21 protein-coding genes are annotated in these 20903 nt (G+C 70.5%); 12 read left to right on the top strand and 9 right to left on the bottom strand.

Annotation, left to right across the window (positions count from 1 at the left end):
* The 3 genes from H0X00_RS08345 to H0X00_RS08355 form a co-directional block, all read left to right on the top strand.
* Positions 1-243: DUF4177 domain-containing protein (locus tag H0X00_RS08345; protein ID WP_293768963.1), on the top strand; the 243-nt coding region annotated here is incomplete at its 5' end.
* Between the two features lie 27 nt (positions 244-270).
* Entirely contained in the window at positions 271-435 is a 165-nt protein-coding gene (locus H0X00_RS08350) for a hypothetical protein (protein ID WP_293768965.1), read from the top strand.
* A complete protein-coding gene (locus H0X00_RS08355) occupies positions 405-1055 on the top strand; it encodes a methyltransferase domain-containing protein (RefSeq protein WP_367186505.1) in 651 nt (216 codons plus the stop codon). The genes H0X00_RS08350 and H0X00_RS08355 overlap by 31 nt, the downstream gene beginning before the upstream one ends.
* Positions 1056-1071: 16 nt before the next feature.
* Here the strand turns inward: H0X00_RS08355 and H0X00_RS08360 are convergent, their stop codons facing one another.
* Positions 1072-1395 (bottom strand): hypothetical protein, encoded by a 324-nt coding sequence (locus tag H0X00_RS08360; RefSeq protein ID WP_293768969.1) that lies wholly within the window; start codon positions 1393-1395, stop codon positions 1072-1074.
* 65 nt (positions 1396-1460) lie between these two features.
* On the opposite strand from H0X00_RS08360, the gene H0X00_RS08365 reads away from it, so the two are divergent.
* Complete coding sequence (locus H0X00_RS08365) at positions 1461-1907, top strand: nitroreductase family deazaflavin-dependent oxidoreductase (protein ID WP_293768971.1); 447 nt, start codon at positions 1461-1463, stop codon at positions 1905-1907.
* An 18-nt stretch (positions 1908-1925) separates the two neighbouring features.
* Here H0X00_RS08365 and H0X00_RS08370 read toward each other — a convergent pair whose 3' ends face one another.
* The 5 genes from H0X00_RS08370 to H0X00_RS08390 form a co-directional block, all read right to left on the bottom strand.
* On the bottom strand, positions 1926-2330 hold the full coding sequence (locus H0X00_RS08370; protein ID WP_293768973.1) for a hypothetical protein: 405 nt from the start codon (positions 2328-2330) through the stop codon (positions 1926-1928).
* Positions 2331-2543: 213 nt separating this feature from the next.
* A complete protein-coding gene (locus H0X00_RS08375; RefSeq protein ID WP_293768975.1) occupies positions 2544-3632 on the bottom strand; it encodes a TIGR03857 family LLM class F420-dependent oxidoreductase in 1089 nt (362 codons plus the stop codon).
* The gene (locus tag H0X00_RS08380) at positions 3629-5482 is read right to left on the bottom strand and encodes an NAD-dependent epimerase/dehydratase family protein (protein WP_293768977.1); all 1854 of its coding nucleotides are present in this window, start codon (positions 5480-5482) and stop codon (positions 3629-3631) included. The genes H0X00_RS08375 and H0X00_RS08380 overlap by 4 nt, the downstream gene beginning before the upstream one ends.
* Positions 5483-7132: a PEP-utilizing enzyme gene (locus H0X00_RS08385; protein WP_293768979.1), complete on the bottom strand. Its 1650-nt coding sequence runs from the start codon at positions 7130-7132 to the stop codon at positions 5483-5485.
* Positions 7129-7782, bottom strand: a complete 654-nt coding sequence (locus H0X00_RS08390; RefSeq protein ID WP_293768981.1) for a TetR/AcrR family transcriptional regulator — start codon at positions 7780-7782, stop codon at positions 7129-7131. Before H0X00_RS08390 ends, H0X00_RS08385 begins: the two co-directional genes overlap by 4 nt.
* 241 nt (positions 7783-8023) lie before the next feature.
* Here H0X00_RS08390 and H0X00_RS08395 point away from each other — a divergent pair, with 241 nt between their 5' ends.
* Entirely contained in the window at positions 8024-8617 is a 594-nt protein-coding gene (locus tag H0X00_RS08395) for a hypothetical protein (RefSeq protein ID WP_293768983.1), read from the top strand.
* Between the two features lie 164 nt (positions 8618-8781).
* On the opposite strand, the gene H0X00_RS08400 is transcribed toward H0X00_RS08395, so the two are convergent.
* Both H0X00_RS08400 and H0X00_RS08405 read right to left on the bottom strand, forming a co-directional pair.
* Entirely contained in the window at positions 8782-9831 is a 1050-nt protein-coding gene (locus H0X00_RS08400; RefSeq protein ID WP_367186506.1) for an alanine racemase, read from the bottom strand.
* Positions 9828-10955: a peptidoglycan bridge formation glycyltransferase FemA/FemB family protein gene (locus tag H0X00_RS08405; RefSeq protein WP_293768987.1), complete on the bottom strand. Its 1128-nt coding sequence runs from the start codon at positions 10953-10955 to the stop codon at positions 9828-9830. Before H0X00_RS08405 ends, H0X00_RS08400 begins: the two co-directional genes overlap by 4 nt.
* Positions 10956-11144: 189 nt before the next feature.
* On the opposite strand from H0X00_RS08405, the gene H0X00_RS08410 reads away from it, so the two are divergent.
* On the top strand, positions 11145-12515 hold the full coding sequence (locus H0X00_RS08410; RefSeq protein ID WP_293768989.1) for a glycosyltransferase family 87 protein: 1371 nt from the start codon (positions 11145-11147) through the stop codon (positions 12513-12515).
* Here H0X00_RS08410 and H0X00_RS08415 read toward each other — a convergent pair.
* On the bottom strand, positions 12470-13255 hold the full coding sequence (locus tag H0X00_RS08415; protein ID WP_293768991.1) for a deoxyribonuclease IV: 786 nt from the start codon (positions 13253-13255) through the stop codon (positions 12470-12472). The genes H0X00_RS08410 and H0X00_RS08415 overlap by 46 nt on opposite strands.
* A gap of 187 nt (positions 13256-13442) precedes the next feature.
* Between H0X00_RS08415 and rpsF the strand changes: the two genes are divergently transcribed.
* From rpsF to H0X00_RS08445, 6 genes are all read left to right on the top strand, one after another.
* Positions 13443-13733 (top strand): 30S ribosomal protein S6, encoded by a 291-nt coding sequence (gene rpsF, locus H0X00_RS08420; protein WP_293768993.1) that lies wholly within the window; start codon positions 13443-13445, stop codon positions 13731-13733.
* Positions 13734-13799: 66 nt separating this feature from the next.
* On the top strand, positions 13800-14327 hold the full coding sequence (locus H0X00_RS08425; protein ID WP_293768995.1) for a single-stranded DNA-binding protein: 528 nt from the start codon (positions 13800-13802) through the stop codon (positions 14325-14327).
* A gap of 75 nt (positions 14328-14402) precedes the next feature.
* Positions 14403-14639, top strand: coding sequence for a 30S ribosomal protein S18 (gene rpsR / locus H0X00_RS08430; protein ID WP_293768997.1), 237 nt, complete (start codon positions 14403-14405; stop codon positions 14637-14639).
* Positions 14640-14651: 12 nt separating this feature from the next.
* Positions 14652-15098 carry a 50S ribosomal protein L9 gene (gene rplI, locus H0X00_RS08435; protein WP_293768999.1) on the top strand — a complete coding sequence of 149 codons (447 nt, stop codon included), beginning with the start codon at positions 14652-14654 and terminating at the stop codon, positions 15096-15098.
* A gap of 506 nt (positions 15099-15604) precedes the next feature.
* Positions 15605-19357, top strand: a complete 3753-nt coding sequence (gene dnaB / locus H0X00_RS08440) for a replicative DNA helicase (protein ID WP_293769001.1) — start codon at positions 15605-15607, stop codon at positions 19355-19357.
* A gap of 276 nt (positions 19358-19633) precedes the next feature.
* Positions 19634-20548: a hypothetical protein gene (locus H0X00_RS08445; protein WP_293769003.1), complete on the top strand. Its 915-nt coding sequence runs from the start codon at positions 19634-19636 to the stop codon at positions 20546-20548.
* Positions 20549-20903: the final 355 nt, after the last annotated feature.

The following is a 20903-nucleotide window of genomic DNA, read 5'->3' on the forward strand; positions in this document are numbered from 1 at the left end:
CTGCCGTCGTCCGCCGCGGCCGAACCCGCGTGGGTCCTCGGGCCGAGCTTGGCCGGGCCGCCCGTGAGTTACAAAGTGCTGAGCCACAAGGACAAGTTCTTCGGCGACCGCTTCGATCCCGACAAGGTCGGCGAGGCTATCGCCGCCTACGCCGCCATGGGCTGGCAGGTTGTCGGTACGGCCACGGACCGACTCGGCCGCGGCCGGGACAACCTTCTGGTGGTCATGGTCCGGGAGAACTGAGCTACCTACGGCAGCTACCGTCCGGGCATGACCGACCCGATGGGCTTCGACGAGACCACCTCCCGGCGGCTTGAGGCGGCATACCTGAGCCCCGAGCTAATCGCGCAGCGCCGGGCATCGCTGGACATGGTGGGCTGCGGAAAGGCGAGCGCGTCGTCGACGTGGGGGCCGGGCCCGGGTTTCTCACCGTAGAGATGGCCGCGGAGGTGGGACCCGACGGGCTCGTTGTGGCTGTGGAACCCAGCGAAGCGATGCGGGCACTTGCGCAGGCCCGCGAGGTGCCGGCGGGGGCGGCGCCGATCGAGCATCGATCCGGCGAGGCAACGGCGCTGCCCCTGGCCGATGCGTCGGTGAACGTTCTGACGGTCACTCAGGTCTATGAGTATGTCGCCGAGGTCCCGGCTGCGCTCGCCGAGGCGCGACGGGTGCTGAGCCCCGACGGCCGGATCTTCGTCCTCGACACCGACTGGGACTCGCTGGTCTGGCACAGCGCGGATCCGGCCCGGATGCGACGGATTCTTACGGCGTGGGACGCCCACCTCGTCGACCCCGCTCTGCCGCGTCGACTGCCCCGATTTCTCCGGGACGCCGGCTTCGGCGCGCCGGAGGTTCGCGTCCTCCCACTGCTCACGGTCGGATGGGATGAACGGTCCTTCGCCGCGGGGCTCGTCGGCCTGGTGGAGGCGTTCGTGCCGGGCCGGGACGGCGTCGACGCCGACGAGGTGCAGGCGTGGGCCGCCGATCTGCGCTCCCTCGGCGCCGACGGGTTCTTCAGCCTCAACCGTTACCTGTTCCTCGCGGACCGCCGCTGACGGTCGAGGACTGTCGTCAGTGCGAGCACGGATGTAGCGAGAGATCTGGGGGACGATCATGACGATGACCCTGCTCCAGGGCGGATGGCTCGTCACGATGGTCCCCGGCTCTGTGCGGTCCCGCGGTGATCTGCTGATCGACGGCGACCTTATCTCCGCGGTCGGCCGACTCGACGACGTGGCCGGCGTCCTGTCCGATGTCGAGGTGATCGATGCCCGCGACCGGATTGTCCTGCCCGGTCTGATCGACACCCACCGGCACCTGCGTGCGGTGAGGCGGGCAGGCCGCCTCGTCGACCTCGACGTGACTTCCCTCCTCGCCCGCGCGGCCGCCGAGCACGTTTCCTGCTGGGCGCTGCCCGCGACGGTGGGTGGGTATCGTCCGGCGGCGCTTAGGCTCGGCGCATGTCGAAGCAGAACAATGTGGTGGCCGGCGTCGGCGCCTGGGTGCTCGAGACCGGGCACCGGACGCTGTTGACCCTGACCGGCGGGCGCTTCCCGAAGCGGCTCGGCGGGATGGAGACGCTCGAGCTCCACACAATCGGGCGCAAGTCCGGTCAACGTCGCTCGACCCTCCTGACGACGCCGATCTTCGACGACCGCCGGGTCATCGTCGTCGCTTCCAAGGGCGGTCACGACGAACACCCGGACTGGTACAAGAACCTGGCTGCGAACCCCGACGTCGAGATCACCCTGGCCGGCGAGACGCGCAAGATGCGCGCCCGCACGGCGGCGCCGGCGGAGAAGGCCGAACTGTGGCCGCAGATCGTGAAGGTCTACTCCGGCTACGCCGGCTACCAGCAGCGCAGCGACCGTGACATCCCGGTCGTCATCTGCGAAGCCGTCGACTGACCCCACGCGCGACGTTGTTCACGTCGACGCTGGAAGATATCGGGTATAGCGGTCCGGGCCGGTCCGCACGTACAACTCGTCGGCGCACGGCAGGTCCGGCCGGGCGGTGAGTTCGGATGCCGGGCGCATCGCGGCGTGGAAGGTGGCCTTGGGCCACACCGGCGGGTACTTGAACGCGGGTACCAATGGATGGTCCGGATCGTCGTTGGCCTCCGCCGCGGTCAGGTCGCTGACCGAGGCGTGGAAGTCGTGCCCGCACCAGCTGATCCGGTCGCCGACGTCCATCCCCGGGAACGAGCCGTAGGTGACCCGGAACCATCCCGACCATCCGATCAGGCCCAGCAACACCGCCGCGAGCAGCCCGCCGAGCAGGCGCGCCAACAGCCGGGCGCGTCGGCGCGGTCGGCTGACGGGGTCGGTCACCGGCCCAGTCTGGATGATTCGGGCGGAATCGTCGACGGCTATCCGGGTCAGCTCCCGATCACATGAGCTGACGGTTAGTCAGAAACTGTGGGTGTCAATCCCGCGTGATCACTGGCAATGGCCCGAACCGTTCGTGACTTGCGCCTCTGCCTGACGCTCCATCACGTAGGCGGTGGCCGGCCCTCGGGGGCCGGCCACCGTTTGCATGCCCTCCTAGCGGTCGCGCCAGGCGGCAACCAGGCTCGCGTTCTCCGCAGCGGTACTGCCGTAGAAGCAGATCTCGTCCGCCCCCGCGGCCTTGTACGCGGCCATCTTCGCCACGCAGTCGTCCAGCGAGCCGGCCAGCGAGGTCGAGTACATCCACTCGTCCGGCACGAGGTTGGCGACCTCCATCAGCTGGTCGCGGTGGAAGTTGTGGTCGACCCGGTCCGGGTCGTGGGCCAACATCGGATGATTGCGGACCGGGTCGGCGAGCTTGGCGTCCCAGCGGTTGATCCGCTCGTAGGCCTCGGCCAGGCCGGGCTGTCCGAGGTAGGTGACCATCCGGGCGTGCATGTAGGCGCGTGCCCGCTCGTCGTCGAGTTCGGGGGCGCTGATCATCGGCACGACGATCCGAATCGACGCCGGGTCGCGGCCGATCTCCTCGCACGCCTTCTGCAGGTAGATCTTGGTGTTGTCCACCGCCTCGGCGGTCATGAACGGCTGCAGGTACACCCCGTCGAATCCGGCCGTGGCCGTGACGCGGGACGCCCTCGGGCCGCCGAGGTTCACCGAATAGATCTCCGGCGCCGGCCCCGGGTAAGTGTCGGCCATGTGCAGGCCCCGGAAGCTGCCGACCGGCCCGTCGTAGTCGATGTCCTCGCCGCGCCAGATCCGGCGCAACAGGTCCGGGTAGTCGGCGAGCGCGGCGTAGGAGATCTCGGTCAGGTTCGCGTTCTGGATGTACGCGCTCATGCTGCGGCCCAGGCCGAGGGTGAACCGCGGTCCGAACGCGGAATGCATGGTCGAACCCAGCGCGGCGGTGAGCAACACGTTGCGCGAGCCGGGGAACAAGGCGGCCGTGCCCAGCTTGAGCCGGGTGGTGCGGGCCGCCATCCCGCCGAGCAGAACGCCGGCTTCCTTGAGGTCGTAGCGCTCGGAGAGCCAGAGCCGGGAAATGCCGATCCGTTCGGCCTCGACCGCGTCCGGCACCACCTCGGCGGAGCTGCGCAGCCGCCCACCGCGGACGTACAGGCTGATGTCCTCCGCCTCGGGGGCCAGTCCGGCGTCGGGCACGAGGGCCTGGGGGGACAGCGTGCTCATCGGGTACCTCCGGTTGCGACGGCGCTGGTCGGGCCGGTGACCGAGACGGTCGCCGGCAGGGTGAGGGCAGCCAGCCGTTGGTGCTCGGCGCGGCGGGCCCCGATGACGACAGCCAGGTCGTGCGGCGGGGCGAGCAGTTCGTCCCAGGTCAGGTGGGCGACGTCGTCGGCGTCCTTGATCGCGCCGGCCATCACGAGCCGGTCGGCCCGTTCGCGGATGAGTCGGGCCAGCGCTTGCGTCAGCGCCCGCACCACTCGCTCGGCGCGCAGTCGCGCCCGGGAGTGCCCGCCGTCGTCGCGCCCGGACTCCGCGGTGGCCGTGAAAGGTGACGACCCATCAGGGAAAGCGGTGAGCAGCGCGGCCAGGTCGCCGAGCTCGTCGCCTTCCAACGCTGCGCCGGTAGCCGCGATCGCCCAGAACCAGGCCAGATCGTCGAGTACCAGCCCGAGCATGGCGTCGAGCCGGACGTCGGAGAGACCCGTCGGATCGGTCGCGCGTTCCAGGGTCTCCGCGGCCCAGCCCGCGACCCGCTCAACCTCGCGACCGTAGGCCTGCCCGACGACCCGGCGTCGGCCACCGGAATGCTCCACCGCGTAGGCGACGTCGTCGTTCACGTAGAGCCGGTGCCCGACCGCGGCGGCGCCGGCTCCGCCGAGTTCGTGCCGGACCCCGGGCGCCCCGCCGAAGGTGTCGAGCATCCCGGTCGCAGCCGCGCGCAGCACATACAGGTGCGTGGTGAGGGTCAGCGCGGGCAGGGGAGCTGGGCCGGCGAATGCCCGCACGGTCGGGTACTTCAGCGGGATGTCGGAATCGAGTTGCCCGCCCGCGGCGCCGAGGCCGGGCCGGCCGGCCGCAGCGTCGGAGACGACGTCACCCGGGCGTTGGGTCGGGAAGCGCAGCCGCCACGGCACCTCGACCCGCCTCTTGGCCACGGCCGTGATGCCGGTGACCGCGCGCCGCAGGTCGACCACCCCGTCGGCGGTGCTCCACGCGCACTCGAAACCCCACTCCTCGCGCAGCCGGGTGGTGTCCATCCGCGGCAGGTAGGAGATGCCGGCTGCCTCACCCGGGGTGATGTCGGCCAGGTCGTGCCTCCAGGCGAACTCGATGGCCTTGAGCGCTCTCTTCGCGCTGGTCTCCACGTAGCGCTTGCCGAGAATCTGGGCGATCGTGCGCAGCGGCAGGAAGTCGGCCGGCGCGACGTTCACCGGGCCGGGCGGGCCGGACTCGCAGGCGGTGGCGAAGAAGCGCCCGATGTCGTCCTGGTGGACCAGCTGGTAGCGGATGTCCACGCCCTTGATCCCGATGATCGCGGGCGCGGCGAAGACGTCGAGCAGCAGGTTGTCGATGTTGCGGCCGACGGTCACCCCGGTCCGGGCCAGCACGGCCTCCACCCCGGAGTCGAGGATGATCTGCTCCGCAGCCTTCTTGTCGGTGCCGTAGACGTAGTCGGCCGCGGGGCGCTGCTCGTGCGCCTCGATGAACAGTGGCGGGTTGTCCGGGTTGGCGCCGTAGCTCATCGCGGAGGAAGCGAACACCAGACGCCGCGCTCCGGTGCGCTTCATCGCCTCGCAGACGTTCGCGGTGCCGCCGACGCTGATCTGTCGGGAGAGCTCGCGGTCCTTGATCGGAGTGACAACGAACGCGAGGTGGCAGACCACCTCGCAACCGGCCATCGCGGCGGTGAGCGCGTCCCGGTCCTGCACGTCCGCGGCGGCGAAGCGCACGCCCGGCGGCAGCGCCTTCGGTGGGCGCCGCGCGACGGCTACGACCTCGTGGCCCGCGCGGACCAGACGTTCGACGACGCTGCGCCCGTAGACGCCGGTCGCACCGGTGACCAGAACCTTCATCTACTGCTCCTGCTGTTCAAGGCCTTGTCGTTCGAGAATGGCCAAGCTTCCGGCGTCCCCGTCCAGGCGGACAAGGTCGCCGGTACGCACCCGGCGGGTCCCGTCCACCGTGCAGGTCAGGCACGGGATGCCCAGTTCGCGGGCGATGATCGCGGCGTGGCTCATGGTGCCGCCCATGTCGACGGCGACCCCGCCGGCGAGGTGGAACAGCGAGGTCCAGCCCGGGTCGGTGGAGCGGCACACGAGGATCTCCCCGGGCTCGAGGTCCTCGGTGGCCGGATCGAGGACGACCCGGGCGCGGCCGGTGACGGTCCCGCCGCCGACGCCCTCGCCGGTGATCGGTTGGTCGCTCGCCGCCCAGCTATCGGCCCTGTCCGCGGTGGCCAGCGGGATCCGCTGCGGCGCCCCGGTCCACTTGTCGGCCAGGTCGGTGGTCAGGTAGTCCGCCCGGATCGCGGTCCGCTCGGCGGCGAGGCTGCGCAGGTCGTCGGGTAGCCGGGCTGCGGTGAGCTCGCCGTAGGTCAGGCCGAACACGTCCTCGGGGTTGTCGAGCCGACCGGAGGCGACCAGTTCTCGCCCGATCACGCGGGCGGCGAGGCGGGCCCCGTCCAGGCACTGGGTGTAGTTGGCCTTCCCGATCTCGCGCAGCGGTACCAGGGTCCGGGCGATCTTCAGCACCAGCTTCGCCCCGGGCGCCTTGAGCCGCCCGACCGCGCCGAGCAGCTCGGCCTCCGCCGCCTCGCGGACCGCGATCTGCCGGGCCTCGGCCCGGGCCGGGTGCGCCTCCGGGCCGAGGGCGGCGAACCGGCGCAGCTGGGATTCCAGAGGCGCGGTGTCCTCGCGCCAGACCCGGCTGTCCATCTGGCCCTCGTCCGGACCGTGGAACCCGTGCCGGAGCAGGAAGGTGGCCCGGTCGAGCCGGTCATGGGCCAGATCCCACAGGTCCGTGACCAGTCCGGTCTCGAGCATGCCCTCGTAGCCAGTGACCAGACGGTGCTGCGGGCCCGGCCGGTCGGCGCCCTGGACCAGCAGCACGACCTGGTCGTAGAGGGCCTGGGAGAGCATCGAGCTCAGCACGCCGAGGGAGAACGCGCGGGTGTAGCGGCGGCGGGCCTCGGCCAGCAGCGCGGTCGCGGCCGGCAGCGAGTCCGGCGGGGAGAGCACCGCGTCCCGCCACCACGCGACGATCTCCGCGCGCAGCGCGAGGGAGTCCCGCTTGAGCCGCGTCGCGGTGCGCGGCATCCGGAGGGCAATTGCCGGCACCCGGGACAGCGTCGAGTGGTTGACCGCGTCCGGGCGGACCACGCCGAACAGCTGCGCCTCGACCGCGTTGGCCGAGGTGCCCGGCATCCGGTCGCCGATGGTGCGCATCGCCTCGATGTTGGCCACGGTCCGGCCGTAGAAGGCGACCATGAAGCGGTCTTCGGCGCGGTCGTTGAGAGTGACCTCGCCCGGGGTCAGCACGCCCATCGCGGCGAAGGCCTGGCGCGCAGCGAGTTCGATGGCGTCATCGATGAACGACCAGTTCAGCGCGGTGGACACCCCGGGGATCGCTTCGGAGACGTTGCCCGGTGACCAGAGCACGCCGGGGTCGGTGGCCACCCAGTGCAGCGGGTTCGCCATGCCCGGTCTGTTGACAGCACTGCTCACGTGTTCTCCACCCATCCGCGCAGTCCCGTGATCAGGAGGTCCAGGCCGGAGCTGAACTCGGCATCGAAGTCCCGGGTGGCCAAGCGCCCGGCCAGCCCGATGACGTGGCTGAACTTCTCGCCCGGCAGTGCGCTGATGCCCGGCAGGGTCGCCCGGCCGGTTGCGGCCCGACCCGACAACCCGATCTCGCGTTGCGCCGCCCCGACCGTGTAGGAGGTGAGCGTGCTGAAGGCGCTGATGATCTGGCCGTCGTCCAGCCCGATCTCGCGTAGCGCGCCGAAGATGATCTCCGCACCCCGGTAGGCCGACAGCCCGTCGACCCGGTGCGCGGCCACGATGGGCACCAGCTCCGGGTGGGCCAGGAAGGCCCGGCGCACCGAGTGGAACACCGCCGCCACCCGGTAGGCCCAGTCCCCGTCGGCCGGGCCGGGCAGGTCGAGGTCGGCGAGGAGACGGTCGGCCAGCGCGCCCAGCAGGTCGTCCTTGGTGGGGACGTAGCCGTAGAGCGTCATCGCGCCGACGCCGCAGTGCCGGGCCAGCTTGCGCATGCTCAGGCCCTCGAAGCCCTCGGCGGCGACCAGCTCCTCGGCCGCGTCCACGATCGCCTCGAGCGTGAGCCGCTCGGTGGCGCGCGCAGTGGCGGGCGGCATCGGATCACCTCGCCTCCGTACGCGTACCGTACGCGTACGGGCCAGACGGTAGCCCTGCCTCGTGGGGCAGGTCAACGGGGCCGGGTCGCCGGGCGAGTCGTCCGAGAATCACCCGAATGTCCGATCCGGGTCCGGACGATCGGCTCATCAAGAGCAGGGGGTGGGAGCCCGACTATGCATGCGAAGGCGCGGCTCTTCGCGGTGATCGACGGTCACCAGCCGCGCGTGGGGGAGTTCTCGCATGATCCGCATCGCCCGCCCGAAGGCCCGCTCGCTCGCCATCGTCGCCCTGCCCGTCGTGGCCGTGGCGATCACCGTGCCGACCGTCGCGATGGCGGTGGACCCCGAGCCCGCGACCGTGTTCAAGGGCTGCCTGTTCGACGGCGAGATCTCCCGCGTCACCACCGGCACTGCTCCGACCTGTACCGGCATGGGCCCACTCTCGCTGGGCACCGGCGAAGCCGTCAGCTGGAACCAGCAGGGTCCGGTCGGCGTGACCGGCGCCGCCGGTGCCGCCGGTGCGGCCGGCACCCAGGGCGTCGCGGGCGTGGCCGGCACCGTCGGTGCCCAGGGCCCGGCGGGCAAGAACGGCGTGGCGGGCTACCGCATGGTCGCCACGCAGACCAAGGCCAAGGCCCGCACCGCGGCGACCTACACGGTGAAGTGCAAGGACGGCCGCTACGCGCTCGGCGGCGGCATGAACGGCACGTCGGATCTGGTCCTCAACGGCTCCGGCCCGACCCCGGACGCCAAGGGCTGGATCGTCCGCGTGACCAACGTGGCCACCAAGAACCGCACGATCCAGGTCTACGTGACCTGCGCCTTCGCCAGCTGAAACCGACCAGACGCACGCACGCTCGGCTCGGCCCCCGGCGTGTCGTCCAGCGAAAGCGCACATCCGCAGGCTCAGACGGTCGATACGACCTGAACTACTGCGCTTTCGTGAAACGACACGCCGCGGCCGGTGGCCGCTGGGCGGGCGACCGCCGGGGGCCCGGGCTAGACCTCGACGACCTCGTCGAAGGTCGTCGTGGTCATGCGGGTCTCCACGTCGAGGTAGTCCCCGACGGCGGGCGGTTCGACGCCGCCGGGGAGCCAGAGCAGCGAGACCTGCATGTGCGGCGGCTCGGCGAACCAGCGCTGCTTGCCGGCCCAGCTGAAGGGGCTGAGCGTGCGGTTGAACGTCGCCAACGTGCCTTCGGCCGCGACCTTGGCCCGGGTCATCGCGCCCGCCACCGGCTTCGGCGCGGCCAGGCCGACGCCGTGCGCGGTCCCGCCGGCGACCACCACCAGGTGGCCGTCGCGGGGGGCCTTGCGCTGCCGGTAGCCGTACCGGTCGCCCCGGGCGAGTTGCTCGACGTCGAGCACCCGGGCCTTCGGGGCCAGCGCGCCGCGGTCGCCGAGCCAGAGCTTGGTGCCCACCCGGGCGCGGAAGGTCGTGTCCGGGAACTGCTTGCCCAGCCCGCTGACCTCGGGGCCGGACAGGTGGCTCACGTAGATCGTGGCGGTCGGCAGGCCGGCCGCCTTGAGTCGCTCGACCCAGGTCGCCACCTCGGCCACCGGGTGCGCGCCGCGCGGGCGGACCATCGGCAGGTGCAGGGCGAAGCCCTCCAGGTGCACGTCGGCCAGCGCCGCCGCCAGCGTGCCGAGATCGTCGGCGCCGATCCCGTGCCGACGCAACGAGGTCCGGCACTCGACGATCACCCGCTTGCCGGGCAGGTCGGCGGCGGCCTCGGCGGTCGCGACGGTGTGCACGACCCGACCGAACAGCGCGATCGGCAGACCCTCGGTGGGGTCGCCGGGCAGGTGCGGGGTCAGGACGACGACCTTGGAGAACTCCTCGGCCCGCTCCGGCAGGCGTCGGGCCTCGGCGAAGGTCCCGACGGCGAGGGTGTCCACGCCGAGCTTGATCGCCTCGTCGACCAAGCGGTCGATACCCAGGCCGTAGCCGTTGCCCTTGGCCACCGGGACCAGGCCGGGGATCTCCGCGTTGATCTTGGCCAGATGGGCGTCCCAGCGGGCGCGGTCGATCTCCAGGCGCAGCATCAGCGCTTCGCCAGGTACAGCTGAAAGGCCTTGAAGAGCAGCCCGTTGATCGGCAGGTCCCACTCGCCCAGGTACTCCACGGCCTCGCCGCCGGTCCCGAGCTTGAACTGGATCAACCCGAAGTGCGCGTCGGCCGGGTCCAGGGTGTCGGTGATCCCGCGCAGGTCGTAGACGGTGGCGCCGGCGGCGTGGGCCTCGGTGATCATCCGCCACTGGATCGCATTGGACGGCTGCAGCTCACGCTTGTGACTGGCCGAGGCGCCGTAGGAGTACCAGGCGTGCCCGCCGACCCGGATCCAGATCGTCGAGGCGAGCAGTTCGCCTTCGTGATTGGCCAGGAACAGCCGGAACCGGTCCGGGTCCTCGCCGGCCAGCGCCCGCATCATGGTCTGGAAGTAGCTCAGCGGCCGCGGGGTGAAGTGATCGCGTTCGGCGGTGTGCGTGTACAGCGCGTGGAAGTCCGCGAGGTCGGCCTCGGTGCCGACGGTGACCTCGACGCCGGCCTTCTCCGCCTTCTTGATGTTGCGCCGCCACTGCTGGTTGAACCCGGCGAGCAGTTCCTCCAGCGATCGCCCACCCAGCGGAACCTGGAAGACGTACTGCGGCTGTCCGGCGGCGAATCCGGCGGCGGCCGACGGCGGGATCCAGCCCGCGGCGCGCATCAGGTCGGCGACCTTCTGGGCCGCCGGGTCGACCGCGTCGGGGGTCAGCGCCTGCAGTTTGGTGGCCTGGCCGTCCTTGACCGCGGCCTTGATGGTCTCCGAGCCCCAGCGCCGGGTGGCCACCAGCGGGCCCATCCGAACACCGAAGGCGCCCTCGGCCTTGAGGTGGGCGACCATCGGGTCGAGCAGCGCCTTCAGCGACGCCGCGTCGATGACGTTCTCCCAGGCCAGGACCGGCCCTTCGGGCAGGTAGGCCAGGTACCGCTTGACCTTGGGGATCTGGCGGTAGAGAACGAGCCCCGCCCCGACGACCTTGCCGTCGGGGTCGCACCAGCCGATCGACTCGCTGCGCCACTCCTTCTTCACCTGCCCCCAGGAGGGGACCTGCAGGAAGCTTGCGGAGCCGCGGGAGGCGACGAAGGCGAGATGCTCGTCGGCCGTGATCGTCCGGACCGTCAACGACATGGGGGAAGAACACTCCTGCGGGCAACCGCGTGCGTCGCGGGGGGTAACAAGATCGGCAGAACCACGTTATCGACCACTGGCGCACCACGTCCTCGATACGATCGCGATAACTGACCGCGACCGACATGAGATGGCATCGGGGTGCACATCAGGTCCTCCAGGCCGGCCGCGCGGCCGGCCTTGCGTTCCGTGGCCCCTTTCCTGGCCGTCGGCGCGCTGTTCGTCGTCACCCGAACAGTCCTGTTGCTGTTCACGGTGCGTGAGCGCGAGTTCGTGCTGCCCTCGGTCACCAACGACGTCCGCGAGATCTACAGCCGCTGGTACGACGTGCTCTCCACCGGGTCCTTCCCCGATCACGACGTGATGTGGCAGTACCCGCCGGCCGCGGCGCTGGTGATCCTCGCCCCGGGCCTGCTGCCGTTCTCCTACTCGACCTCCTTCTACTGGATCTCCTTCGCGGTCGACGTCCTCACCTTCGTGGTGCTGCTCGTCGCGGCGCGGCGACGGTTGGTCGAGTCCGGCGCTGCGCCGGCACCGGCGGAGGCGACCACGGAGCGCTGGGCCTGGGCCCGCACGCAGCCCTGGGCCGCCTGGGTGTGGACGCTCGGGGTCGCCCTCGGCGGCCCGATCGCCTATGGCCGTTACGACCTGATCGTCACCGGCGTCGCGGTGTGCGCCCTGGTGTTGCTGGTGCGCGCCGACGCCCGTCCCGAGCTCGACCTGACCGGCGCCCGCCGACGGCTCTGGGGCGGCGGCGGGTTGCTGGCGTTCGGGGCGATGCTCAAGATCTGGCCGGTCCTGCTGTTGCTGTGCGTGGGCCCCGGCCGGCGCTGGCGGGAGGCCTGGGGGGCCGCGGTCGTGACCGGGACGCTGATCCTGTTCGGTTTCTGGGCGGGCATGCCCCACGCGCTGTCGTTCCTGAACGCGCAGGGCGGGCGCGGCGTCGAGGTCGAGTCGATCGCTGCGTTGCCGTTCCACGTCGCCTCGCACCACGGCTGGGACGGCTACGTCGCGTTGAACTACGGCTCGATGGAGTACCTCGGCCCGCACGTGAACCTCGCCGCCAAGCTGTGCCTGATCGCCAGCGCGTTGGCCTTCGGCTGGCTGGTGTTCTGGCGCCTGACCGCGCGGACCTGGCACGACGCGACCACAGCCGACGCGGCGCTTGTCGGCGTGCTGCTGTTCGTGGTGACCAGCCGGGTGATCAGCCCGCAGTACATGGTGTGGATGGTCGGCCTCGGCGCGGTCTGCGCGCTGCACTTCGGCCCGCGCGGCGGCTCGGTGATGCGTCTGCCGGTGGTGCTGGTGCTGATCGCGACCGCGCTGAGCTGCGTCGAGTACCCGTACTGGTTCGACGAGCTGCTGAACGCCGAGCGCGGCGCGGTGCTGCTGGTGACGGTGCGCAATGTACTTTTGCTCGGCGCCGCGGTGATCGGCGCGAGCCGGTTGTGGCGGAGCACCCGGGCGCCCGCCGGTGCGCAGGGCCTGGCCGGCGGCCTCCGGGTGCTGGTGGCTCAGGCCGGCAGTCGCTCCCGCAGCCAGGAGATGTCCGCGCCCTGACCTGCGGCGTCGCCCGGGGTCTCGCACACCACCGGGGCGCCGGCGCCGGCGATGACGGACACCAGCTCGTCCGGGTCGATGTTCCCCTTGCCGAAGTTCTCGTGCCGGTCCCGGCCGGAGTCGAACTCGTCGCGGCTGTCGTTGGCGTGGACCAGGTCGATCCGGCCGGTGATGGCCTTGACCCGGTCCACCACGCTGGAGAGCTCCTCCCCGCCGGCGTGGGCGTGGCAGGTGTCCAGGCAGAACCCGGCGCCGAACTCGCCGACCGCGTCCCAGAGGCGGGCCAGCGCGTCCAGCTTGCGGGCCATCGCGTTGTCCCCGCCGGCGGTGTTCTCGATCAGGATCGGCAGGCGCATCTCCATGCGCTCGAAGGTCTTGCGCCAGTTCTCGATCCCGATGCTCGGGTCCTCCTTGGCGAGCACGTGCCCGCCGTGCACGATCAGGCCGCGGGCGCCGATGGAGGCCGCTGCGTCGATCTGCTGCTGGAGGATCTTGCGGCTGGGCATCCGGATCCGGTTGTTCGAGCTGGCGACGTTCACCAGGTACGGCGCGTGCACGTACAGCGCGATGCCGGCCGCCTCGACCGCCGCCTGGAGGGCGTCCGCGCCACCCGCGTACGCGATCGTCGGCGGCTTCCAGTCCTGCGGGTCGCCGAGGAAGATCTGCACGACCTCCGCGGAACGGGCCGCGGCCTCCGCGATCGGATCGGCCTGGTCGACGTGGGCACCGATGGCGAGCATGCGGCGAGCCTATGCCGGGCGTCTGACAGCCCTCTGCGTCCGGCCTGTGGACGGATTCGGGAGTTGTCGGACGCCCCGGCTAGTCTGTACCCCGGTCGCTGAGCCCTCCGGGTTCGGCGACCACGCGATAGCCCTCCTGTCACGGAGAGACCGTGACCGCCTGAGTCCAGAGGAGGTAGTACCAGCTATGCGTAAGTACGAACTGATGGTCATCCTCGACCCCGATCTCGACGAGCGCACCATCGCCCCGTCGCTCGACCAGTTCCTCACGGTCGTGCGCAGCGGCGGCGGCACCGTCGACAAGGTCGACCTGTGGGGCAAGCGACGCCTGCAGTACGAGATCAAGAAGAAGGCCGACGGCTTCTACGCCGTCATCGAGCTCGCCGCGGAACCTGCCGTGGTCAAGGAGCTCGACCGCCAGCTCAACCTCAACGAGGCCGTGCTGCGCACCAAGGTCATCCGCCCCGAGAAGCGTTAAGGCTCCTCGGAGCACCTGCTCCACCGCACCAACCCCACCCTCCCGATACGGAGATCGGATCGAGCCATGGCAGGCGACACCGTCATCACGTTGGTCGGCAACCTCGTCGACGACCCGGAGCTGCGCTTCACCCCGAGCGGGGCTGCGGTCGCCAACTTCCGGATCGCGTCCACACCCCGGACGTTCGACCGGCAGTCCAACGAGTGGAAGGACGGCGAGGCGCTCTTCCTGACCTGCAACGTCTGGCGGCAGGCGGCGGAGAACGTCGCGGAGTCGCTGACCAAGGGCATGAAGGTCATCGTCACCGGCCGGCTCAAGCAGCGGTCCTACGAAACCCGTGAGGGCGAGAAGCGCACCGTGTTCGAGGTCGAGGTCGACGACGTCGGCCCGAGCCTGAGCTTCGCCACCGCGAAGGTGAACCGCACCCCGCGTGGCGGCGGCGGCGGAGGCGGTGGAGGCGGCGGCGGCGGAGGTCGCGGCCAGTCCGACGACCCGTGGGCCAGTGCAACCCCGGCCGGCGCCCGCGCCGACCGTGGCGGCGGTTGGGACAACGGTGGCGCCGGCGGCGGCGCGAACGACGAGCCGCCCTTCTAAGTCCGGACACCGTCCGGCATCCAGTCCGAAGACGTCCATTCCCGCTCCGGCGGGGCTCTTAAGGAGAGCACCACGATGGCGAAGCCACCACTGCGTAAGCCGAAGAAGAAAGTCTGCATGTTCTGCAAGGAGAAGGTCAGCTACGTCGACTACAAGGACACGTCGCTGCTTCGCCGCTTCATCTCCGACCGCGGCAAGATCCGCGCCCGTCGGGTGACCGGCAACTGCACCCAGCACCAGCGCGACATCGCCACCGCGGTGAAGAACAGCCGCGAGATGGCGCTGCTGCCGTACACGAGCACGGCGCGCTAGGGGGTCTGACAGATGAAGCTGATCCTCACCCAGGAAGTCTCGGGGCTCGGTGCCCCGGGCGACATCGTCGAGGTCAAGGACGGCTACGGCCGTAACTTCCTTGTCCCGCGCGGGCTGGCCCTGCGCTGGACCCGTGGCGGCGAGAAGCAGGTCACCTCGATCCGCCGGGCCCGGGAGAGCCGCGAGATCGCGGACCTCGACCAGGCCAAGGTGGTCAAGGCCAAGCTCGAGGGCCTCAAGGTCGCCCTGAAGGCTCGCGCCGGGGACTCCGGCCGGCTGTTCGGCGCCATCACCGCGGCCGAGATCGTCGCGGCCGTGACGGCCGCCGGCGGCCCGGACGTGGACAAGCGCCGCGTCGAGATCCCCAGCCCGATCAAGACCACCGGCGCCCACAGCGCCACGGTCCGGCTGCACCCCGAGGTGTCCGCCACCGTCGGGCTCAACGTCGTACGAGCCTGAGGCTCAGACCGACACACACAGCGGCACACCGAGGCCCGCGTCCCCCTCCCTGGGGCCGCGGGCCTCGGCTTGTTCCTGGGCGCCGAAACCTGTTGTCCCGTCAGATCTGCTCACATGGTGGACACCCGGACGGGGTGTCCGGCGTGTCGATCTCGGAATTACTTCACCGCCCGTTTTTCTCACGTCCACATCCGTGAGGAACGCATTCGCGCAGGTCATCGGTGGTGTCGGGGCAACCCGCGAATTTCTGTCCACAGCTGTGTCCCCAGCTGTGGACGACGAGATCCCAGGTGATCATGACTTATCCACCGCAGGTGGACAAAGGGTGTGAACGACGCCGCTTGGCGGTCCCTGTGAGCGGGCCTAGGTTCGCGCATTGTCGATTCCAGTGGGGCCCTTCCGGGGGTCCGGTGCCACCGGAGCGGCGGGGAGCACGAACTGTCAGCGGGGCCCGGTACCAAGATCACCGGGCCCGCTGACCGAAGCGGGGATGGGGGAGGCGACCGATGAGCGTTGTGGAACTTCCACCTCCGCCGCACTCGGAGTTCGAACGCACGCCGCCGCAGGATCTGGCCGCGGAGCAGTGCGTGCTCGGCGGCATGATGCTGAGCAAGGACGCGATCGCCGACGTCATCGAGGCGCTGCGCGGGGACGATTTCTACAAGCCGGCGCACCAGCTGATCTTCGACGCGGTGCTCGACCTCTACGGGCGCGGCGAGCCGGTCGACGCGATCACGGTCTCGGCCGAGCTGACCAAGCGCGGCGAGATCGCCCGGGCCGGCGGGGCGCCCTACCTGCACACCCTGCTGTCCTCGGTCCCGACCGCGGCCAACGCCGGCTACTACGCCCACATCGTGGCCGAGCGCGCGATCCTGCGCCGCCTGGTCGAGGCCGGCACCCGGATCACGCAGATGGGGTACTCCGGCGACGGCGAGGTCGACGCGATCGTTGACTCCGCCCAGGCCGAGATCTACCAGGTCACCGAGCGCCGGGCGAGCGAGGACTACCTGCCGCTCTCGGAGATCATGGAAGGCACGCTCGACGAGATCGAGTCGATCGGTAACCGCGGCGGCCAGATGATCGGCGTGCCCACCGGGTTCACCGAACTCGACCAGCTGACCAACGGCTTCCACCCCGGCCAGATGATCATCGTCGCCGCTCGTCCGGCCATCGGAAAGGCGCTGGCGCTCGGCACCCCGCTGGCGACCCCCACCGGCTGGACCACGATGGGCGAGGTCCAGGTCGGGGACGAGCTGCTCGGCTCCGACGGTCGCCCGATCCGCGTCGTCGCCGCGACCGAGGTCATGACCGGCCGGCCTTGTTTCGAGGTCGAGTTCGACGATGGGAGCACGATCGTCGCCGACGCCGAGCACCAGTGGTTCACTGACACCCGGGCGTCCCGGCGGGGCTTCGAGAGTGCAGCGGTCCGGACCACCGCCGAGATCGCGCGGACGATTCGGTGCGAGACGGCCGAACGGCGGCTGAACCACAGCGTCCGCAACGCAGCCACGCTGTCCCTGCCCAAGGCGGACTTGCTGCTCCCGCCGTACGTGCTGGGGGCCTGGCTCGGGGATGGGCACAGCGAGGCCGCGCGATTCACCACTGCGGACCCCGAAATCGTCATGCACCTCGAGGCCGAAGGGCTGGAGGTCACTGCCAGCGCAGGGCACCCGTACCTCTACGGACTTCACCTGCCCGGGCCAGAGCCCGTGCAGCCGCGAGACTGTGAAGTCTGCGGCCGGTCCTTCTTGCCGCGGCTGCCGGAGGTCCGCACCTGCGGGCAATCCTGTGGCGGCCGTGCGACGCGGCGCGAGTCGGTCGAGTTCGCCCTGTGCCGCTGTGGGAAGCGGTTGCGCGGGACCCATCGGGGGCTGTGCTCAGCATGCTTTGCGGTCGACGGGACGGTGCAGGCTCGGCTGCGCACGCTCGGCGTCATCAAGAACAAGCACATCCCGATGCCCTACCTGCGGGGGTCAGAGGCCCAGCGCCGGGACCTCCTGGCCGGGCTGATGGACACGGACGGGACGGTCAACAACACAGGGTCACCGCAGTTCACCTCGATCAGCGCCACCTTGGCTCGCGACACCTACGAGCTGATCTGCAGCCTGGGCTACCGCGCCGGCATCAGCACCAGGCGGGTCAAGGGTGCGCGCGAGGAGACCTCGACCGCCTACACGATCACCTTCACCACCACCGACCGCGTCTTCCGGTTGGAGCGTAAGCACCGCACCCACAAGGAGCGCTATACGCGAGCGAAGACGACGGGGCGGGCCACCTGCCGGTTCATTTCCGACGTGCGGGCGATCCCGAGCGTGCCGGTGCGCTGCGTCCAGGTGGACGCCGCCGACTCGCTGTACCTGGCCGGCCGGAACATGATCCCGACCCACAACTCGACGGTGTCGCTGGACTTCCTGCGTTCCTGCGCGATCAAGCACAACCAGGCTGCGGTGGTCTTCTCCCTCGAAATGGGCCGCAACGAGATCACCATGCGCCTGCTCTCGGCCGAGGCGCAGGTGGCGCTGCACAAGATTCGCTCCGGCACGCTGACCGACGAGGACTGGACCCGGCTGGCCCGCCGGATGGGCGAGGTCTCCAACGCGCCGCTCTACATCGACGACTCCCCGAACCTGACGATGATGGAGATCCGGGCCAAGGCCCGCCGGCTCAAGCAGCGCCACGACCTGCGCCTGATCGTCATCGACTACCTGCAGCTGATGACCTCGGGCAAGAAGGTCGAGTCGCGCCAGCAGGAGGTCTCGGAGTTCTCCCGGTCGCTGAAGCTGATGGCCAAGGAGCTCGAGGTCCCGGTGGTCGCGATCTCCCAGCTCAACCGTGGTCCCGAGCAGCGCACCGACAAGAAGCCGATGCTCTCCGACCTTCGCGAATCGGGCTGCCTGCCGGCCTCCACCCGGGTGCTGCGGGCCGACACCGGGGCCGAGACGACGATGGGCGAGCTTTACGCCACCGGAGCGCGCGACGTGCCGGTCTGGGCGTTGGACGACTCGCTGCGTTACGTGCGCCGGCACCTGACCCACGTGTTCAGCACGGGAACCAAGCCGGTGTGCAAGCTGCAGCTCGCATCGGGCAAGACCGTGCGCGCGACGGCGAACCACCCGTTCCTCACCTATGACGGCTGGCAGGCGCTCGGCGACCTCGGCCCCGGCTCCCGCGTCGCCGTCCCGCGCCACGTCCCGGCGCCGGAGCAGGAGGCCCAGTGGGCCGACGAGCGGGTCATCATGCTGGCGCACCTCACGGGCGACGGCTCGTTCGTCCGCCGTCAGCCGATTCGCTACGCGAGCATCGACGAGGCGAACCTGGCCGCGGTGACTGAGGCGGCCAAGCACTTCGGCATCACCGCGATCCGTGACGACTACCCGGCGGCCCGGTCGCACGAGAAGTTCGTTCCGGAAGAGGTCTTCAGCCTGCCGAAGCGCCAGATCGCCCTGTTCCTGCACCACCTGTGGGCCACGGACGGTTGTATAACGCTTCACAAAACCGGCCGATCGGGGCGGGTGTTCTACGGCTCGACCAGCAAGCGCCTGGTGGATGACGTCAGTCGCCTGCTGCTCCGGTTCGGTCTGGCGACTCGGCTGCGCACGACGATCCCCACCAGTGGCCACCGTCCGCAGTACACCCTGGACATCTCCGGGGCCGCCGATCAGAAGGTGTTCCTGTCCCGAATCGGCGTGCACGGAGCGCGCGGGGCGAAGGCCGAGGTGCTGCTGCACGCCCTCGCGACCACCCAGCCGAACACCAACGTCGACACGGTTCCGCGGGAGGTCTGGGGCAAGGTCCGGACGCTTCTCGCCGAGCAAGGGATGACGCATCGCGAGTTCGCGGCCGCGATGGGTTCCCAGTTCTGCGGGCCGACGATGTGGAAGCACTCGCCCAGCCGCGAGCGACTCGGCCGAGTCGCCGCGGTGCTGGAGTCGGACGAGCTCGAGCTGGAGGCGACCAACGACGTCTTCTGGGACGCGGTCGTCGCGATCGAGCCGGACGGGGTCGAGGAGGTTTACGACGCCACCGTGCTCGGGACCCACAACTTCATCGCCGACGGGGTAGCCGTCCACAACTCCCTGGAGCAGGACGCCGACATCGTGATCCTGCTTCACCGCGAGGACTTCTACGAGAAGGAGTCCCCGCGGGCCGGCGAGGCGGACCTGATCGTGGCCAAGCACCGCAACGGGCCCACGCACACGGTGACCGTCGCCTTCCAGGGCCATTATTCGCGGTTCATCGACATGGCTCAGCAGAGCTGAGCGCCGCCCAGGAAATCCGTCGGACGCTCGGGTTCGCTGATCCCCCGATTCCGCCCGGTTCGCCAGGGTTCGTCCGCATCTGACCCTCACCTTGAGGCCAGATCCGGGTGGGCGTGTCGGGGTGTGGCCTCTTCCGTTCAGGGAATCAACCTTTGATTTAGATTCTTTGCCCGGTTATGGTCTTGCCGAGGCCTGTCGCTGAGGCGGCAGGACGGGGGACGGGGGGTATAGGCCCCGGCGTCCGCGGAATCGGACCGATTGCAAAGGCTGGGCCACATGAGTTCGGGATACGGATCGCTCCCGCGCCGCCGGTACAGCCGGGCCAAGCGGGCGGCGATCGTGGCGGCGTGCGCCTCCGTTCTGACCGGGACCGCGATGGCAATGCCGGCAGCAACCTTCGCCGACGACGCCGCGGACACCCCGCCGATCGTCAGCGTCGACCTCGGAGGCCAGACCGTGGCCGTCCCCGACTTGGGCGTCCCGCTGCCGAATGTCGAGCTCAGCACCGACCAGTTGCCGCTGGCGCCGGTCACCGACGCTCTGGACCTCGAGGTCAGCATCGACACGGCGCCGGAGGCGGCCGGCACCGAGCCGAGCACGACCGAGCCGGCCTCCGACGTGCCCTCCGACGGTGAGCAGAACTGGCGCCAGCCCGACGCGTCCGACATCGAGAAGGCCCGGCCGGTCTCCGACGTCCCGTCGGACGACGAGGCCGCCCGCGCGAGCAACGGCCGTTCCACGCCGGCCTCGGCGATCGCGGGTGCTCCGGTGACCGACAGCCGGCTCACCACGGCGAGCCCGGTGGCCAGCCAGGAGGTCGCGAGGGGCGTGCTGGAGGCGCGGACCCAGCGCCAGATCGAGCAGGCCGCGGCGATCCGCGCGGCCCAGGTGCTCGGCACCGAGAAGTCGGCGCCCGCGGCGGTATCCGCGGCGGTATCCAAGGACGGTCTGGGCCTGGCCGCGCCCTTGACCGACCTTGGGTCGCGGGCCGGGGTCGACACTCTCAACCTCGCCTCCCGCAATGGTCCCAACTCGGCCACCGGGGATTGGAACCTGCTCCCCGAGGTCTTCTATGCGGCCATCCCGCTGTTGCTCGCCGGCGCGGCCGTCATCGCGCACGGGCGCCGCAACGCGCGGATGACGGCGGTCAGCGTCGGGGTCGTTCAGCGCCGCCGGCACGCCGGGAAGTAGCTCAGACGGCGCCGCATCCCTCGCCCAGAACCCCTCCGCACAGCGGCGGCTCCCCCTCGGGACCGCCGCCGTTTGCTGTCCGCACCCGGCCTGCGCCGTGGGCCCGGTGATGCTCGCGAGGTCGATGCGGCCCGGCAGGACCGAGAGATCGGGGGCCGGGGCGGTCTCCGCGGCCGGGCGCCAGCGATCACACCCGGGACTTCGGGTTCCTTCCGCTGCCCAGCCGCCGCTAGGACCTCCGCGCGGAGCGGTCGTCGGCCGGTCAAGTTGGGCAAGAAACCCGAAAGTGGCTCATATCGGGCCATTTCGCCCACAAGGCTGCCCCGGTGAGCTCGAAGCAGACCTGGAAGTGGGG

It is taken from the genome of Sporichthya sp. (assembly GCF_013815995.1).
Lineage (GTDB): Bacteria > Actinomycetota > Actinomycetes > Sporichthyales > Sporichthyaceae > Sporichthya.

Excerpts from the sequence above, each read along its gene's own strand:
- H0X00_RS08350 (WP_293768965.1), top strand. The coding sequence starts at position 271 with ATGACCGACCCGATGGGCTTCGACGAGACCACCTCCCGGCGGCTTGAG.
- H0X00_RS08365 (WP_293768971.1), top strand. The coding sequence starts at position 1,461 with ATGTCGAAGCAGAACAATGTGGTGGCCGGCGTCGGCGCCTGGGTGCTC.
- H0X00_RS08375 (WP_293768975.1), bottom strand. The coding sequence starts at position 3,632 with ATGAGCACGCTGTCCCCCCAGGCCCTCGTGCCCGACGCCGGACTGGCC.
- H0X00_RS08380 (WP_293768977.1), bottom strand. The coding sequence starts at position 5,482 with ATGAAGGTTCTGGTCACCGGTGCGACCGGCGTCTACGGGCGCAGCGTC.
- H0X00_RS08390 (WP_293768981.1), bottom strand. The coding sequence starts at position 7,782 with ATGCCGCCCGCCACTGCGCGCGCCACCGAGCGGCTCACGCTCGAGGCG.
- H0X00_RS08395 (WP_293768983.1), top strand. The coding sequence starts at position 8,024 with ATGATCCGCATCGCCCGCCCGAAGGCCCGCTCGCTCGCCATCGTCGCC.
- H0X00_RS08405 (WP_293768987.1), bottom strand. The coding sequence starts at position 10,955 with ATGTCGTTGACGGTCCGGACGATCACGGCCGACGAGCATCTCGCCTTC.
- H0X00_RS08415 (WP_293768991.1), bottom strand. The coding sequence starts at position 13,255 with ATGCTCGCCATCGGTGCCCACGTCGACCAGGCCGATCCGATCGCGGAG.
- rpsF (WP_293768993.1), top strand. The coding sequence starts at position 13,443 with ATGCGTAAGTACGAACTGATGGTCATCCTCGACCCCGATCTCGACGAG.
- H0X00_RS08425 (WP_293768995.1), top strand. The coding sequence starts at position 13,800 with ATGGCAGGCGACACCGTCATCACGTTGGTCGGCAACCTCGTCGACGAC.
- rpsR (WP_293768997.1), top strand. The coding sequence starts at position 14,403 with ATGGCGAAGCCACCACTGCGTAAGCCGAAGAAGAAAGTCTGCATGTTC.
- rplI (WP_293768999.1), top strand. The coding sequence starts at position 14,652 with ATGAAGCTGATCCTCACCCAGGAAGTCTCGGGGCTCGGTGCCCCGGGC.
- dnaB (WP_293769001.1), top strand. The coding sequence starts at position 15,605 with ATGAGCGTTGTGGAACTTCCACCTCCGCCGCACTCGGAGTTCGAACGC.
- H0X00_RS08445 (WP_293769003.1), top strand. The coding sequence starts at position 19,634 with ATGAGTTCGGGATACGGATCGCTCCCGCGCCGCCGGTACAGCCGGGCC.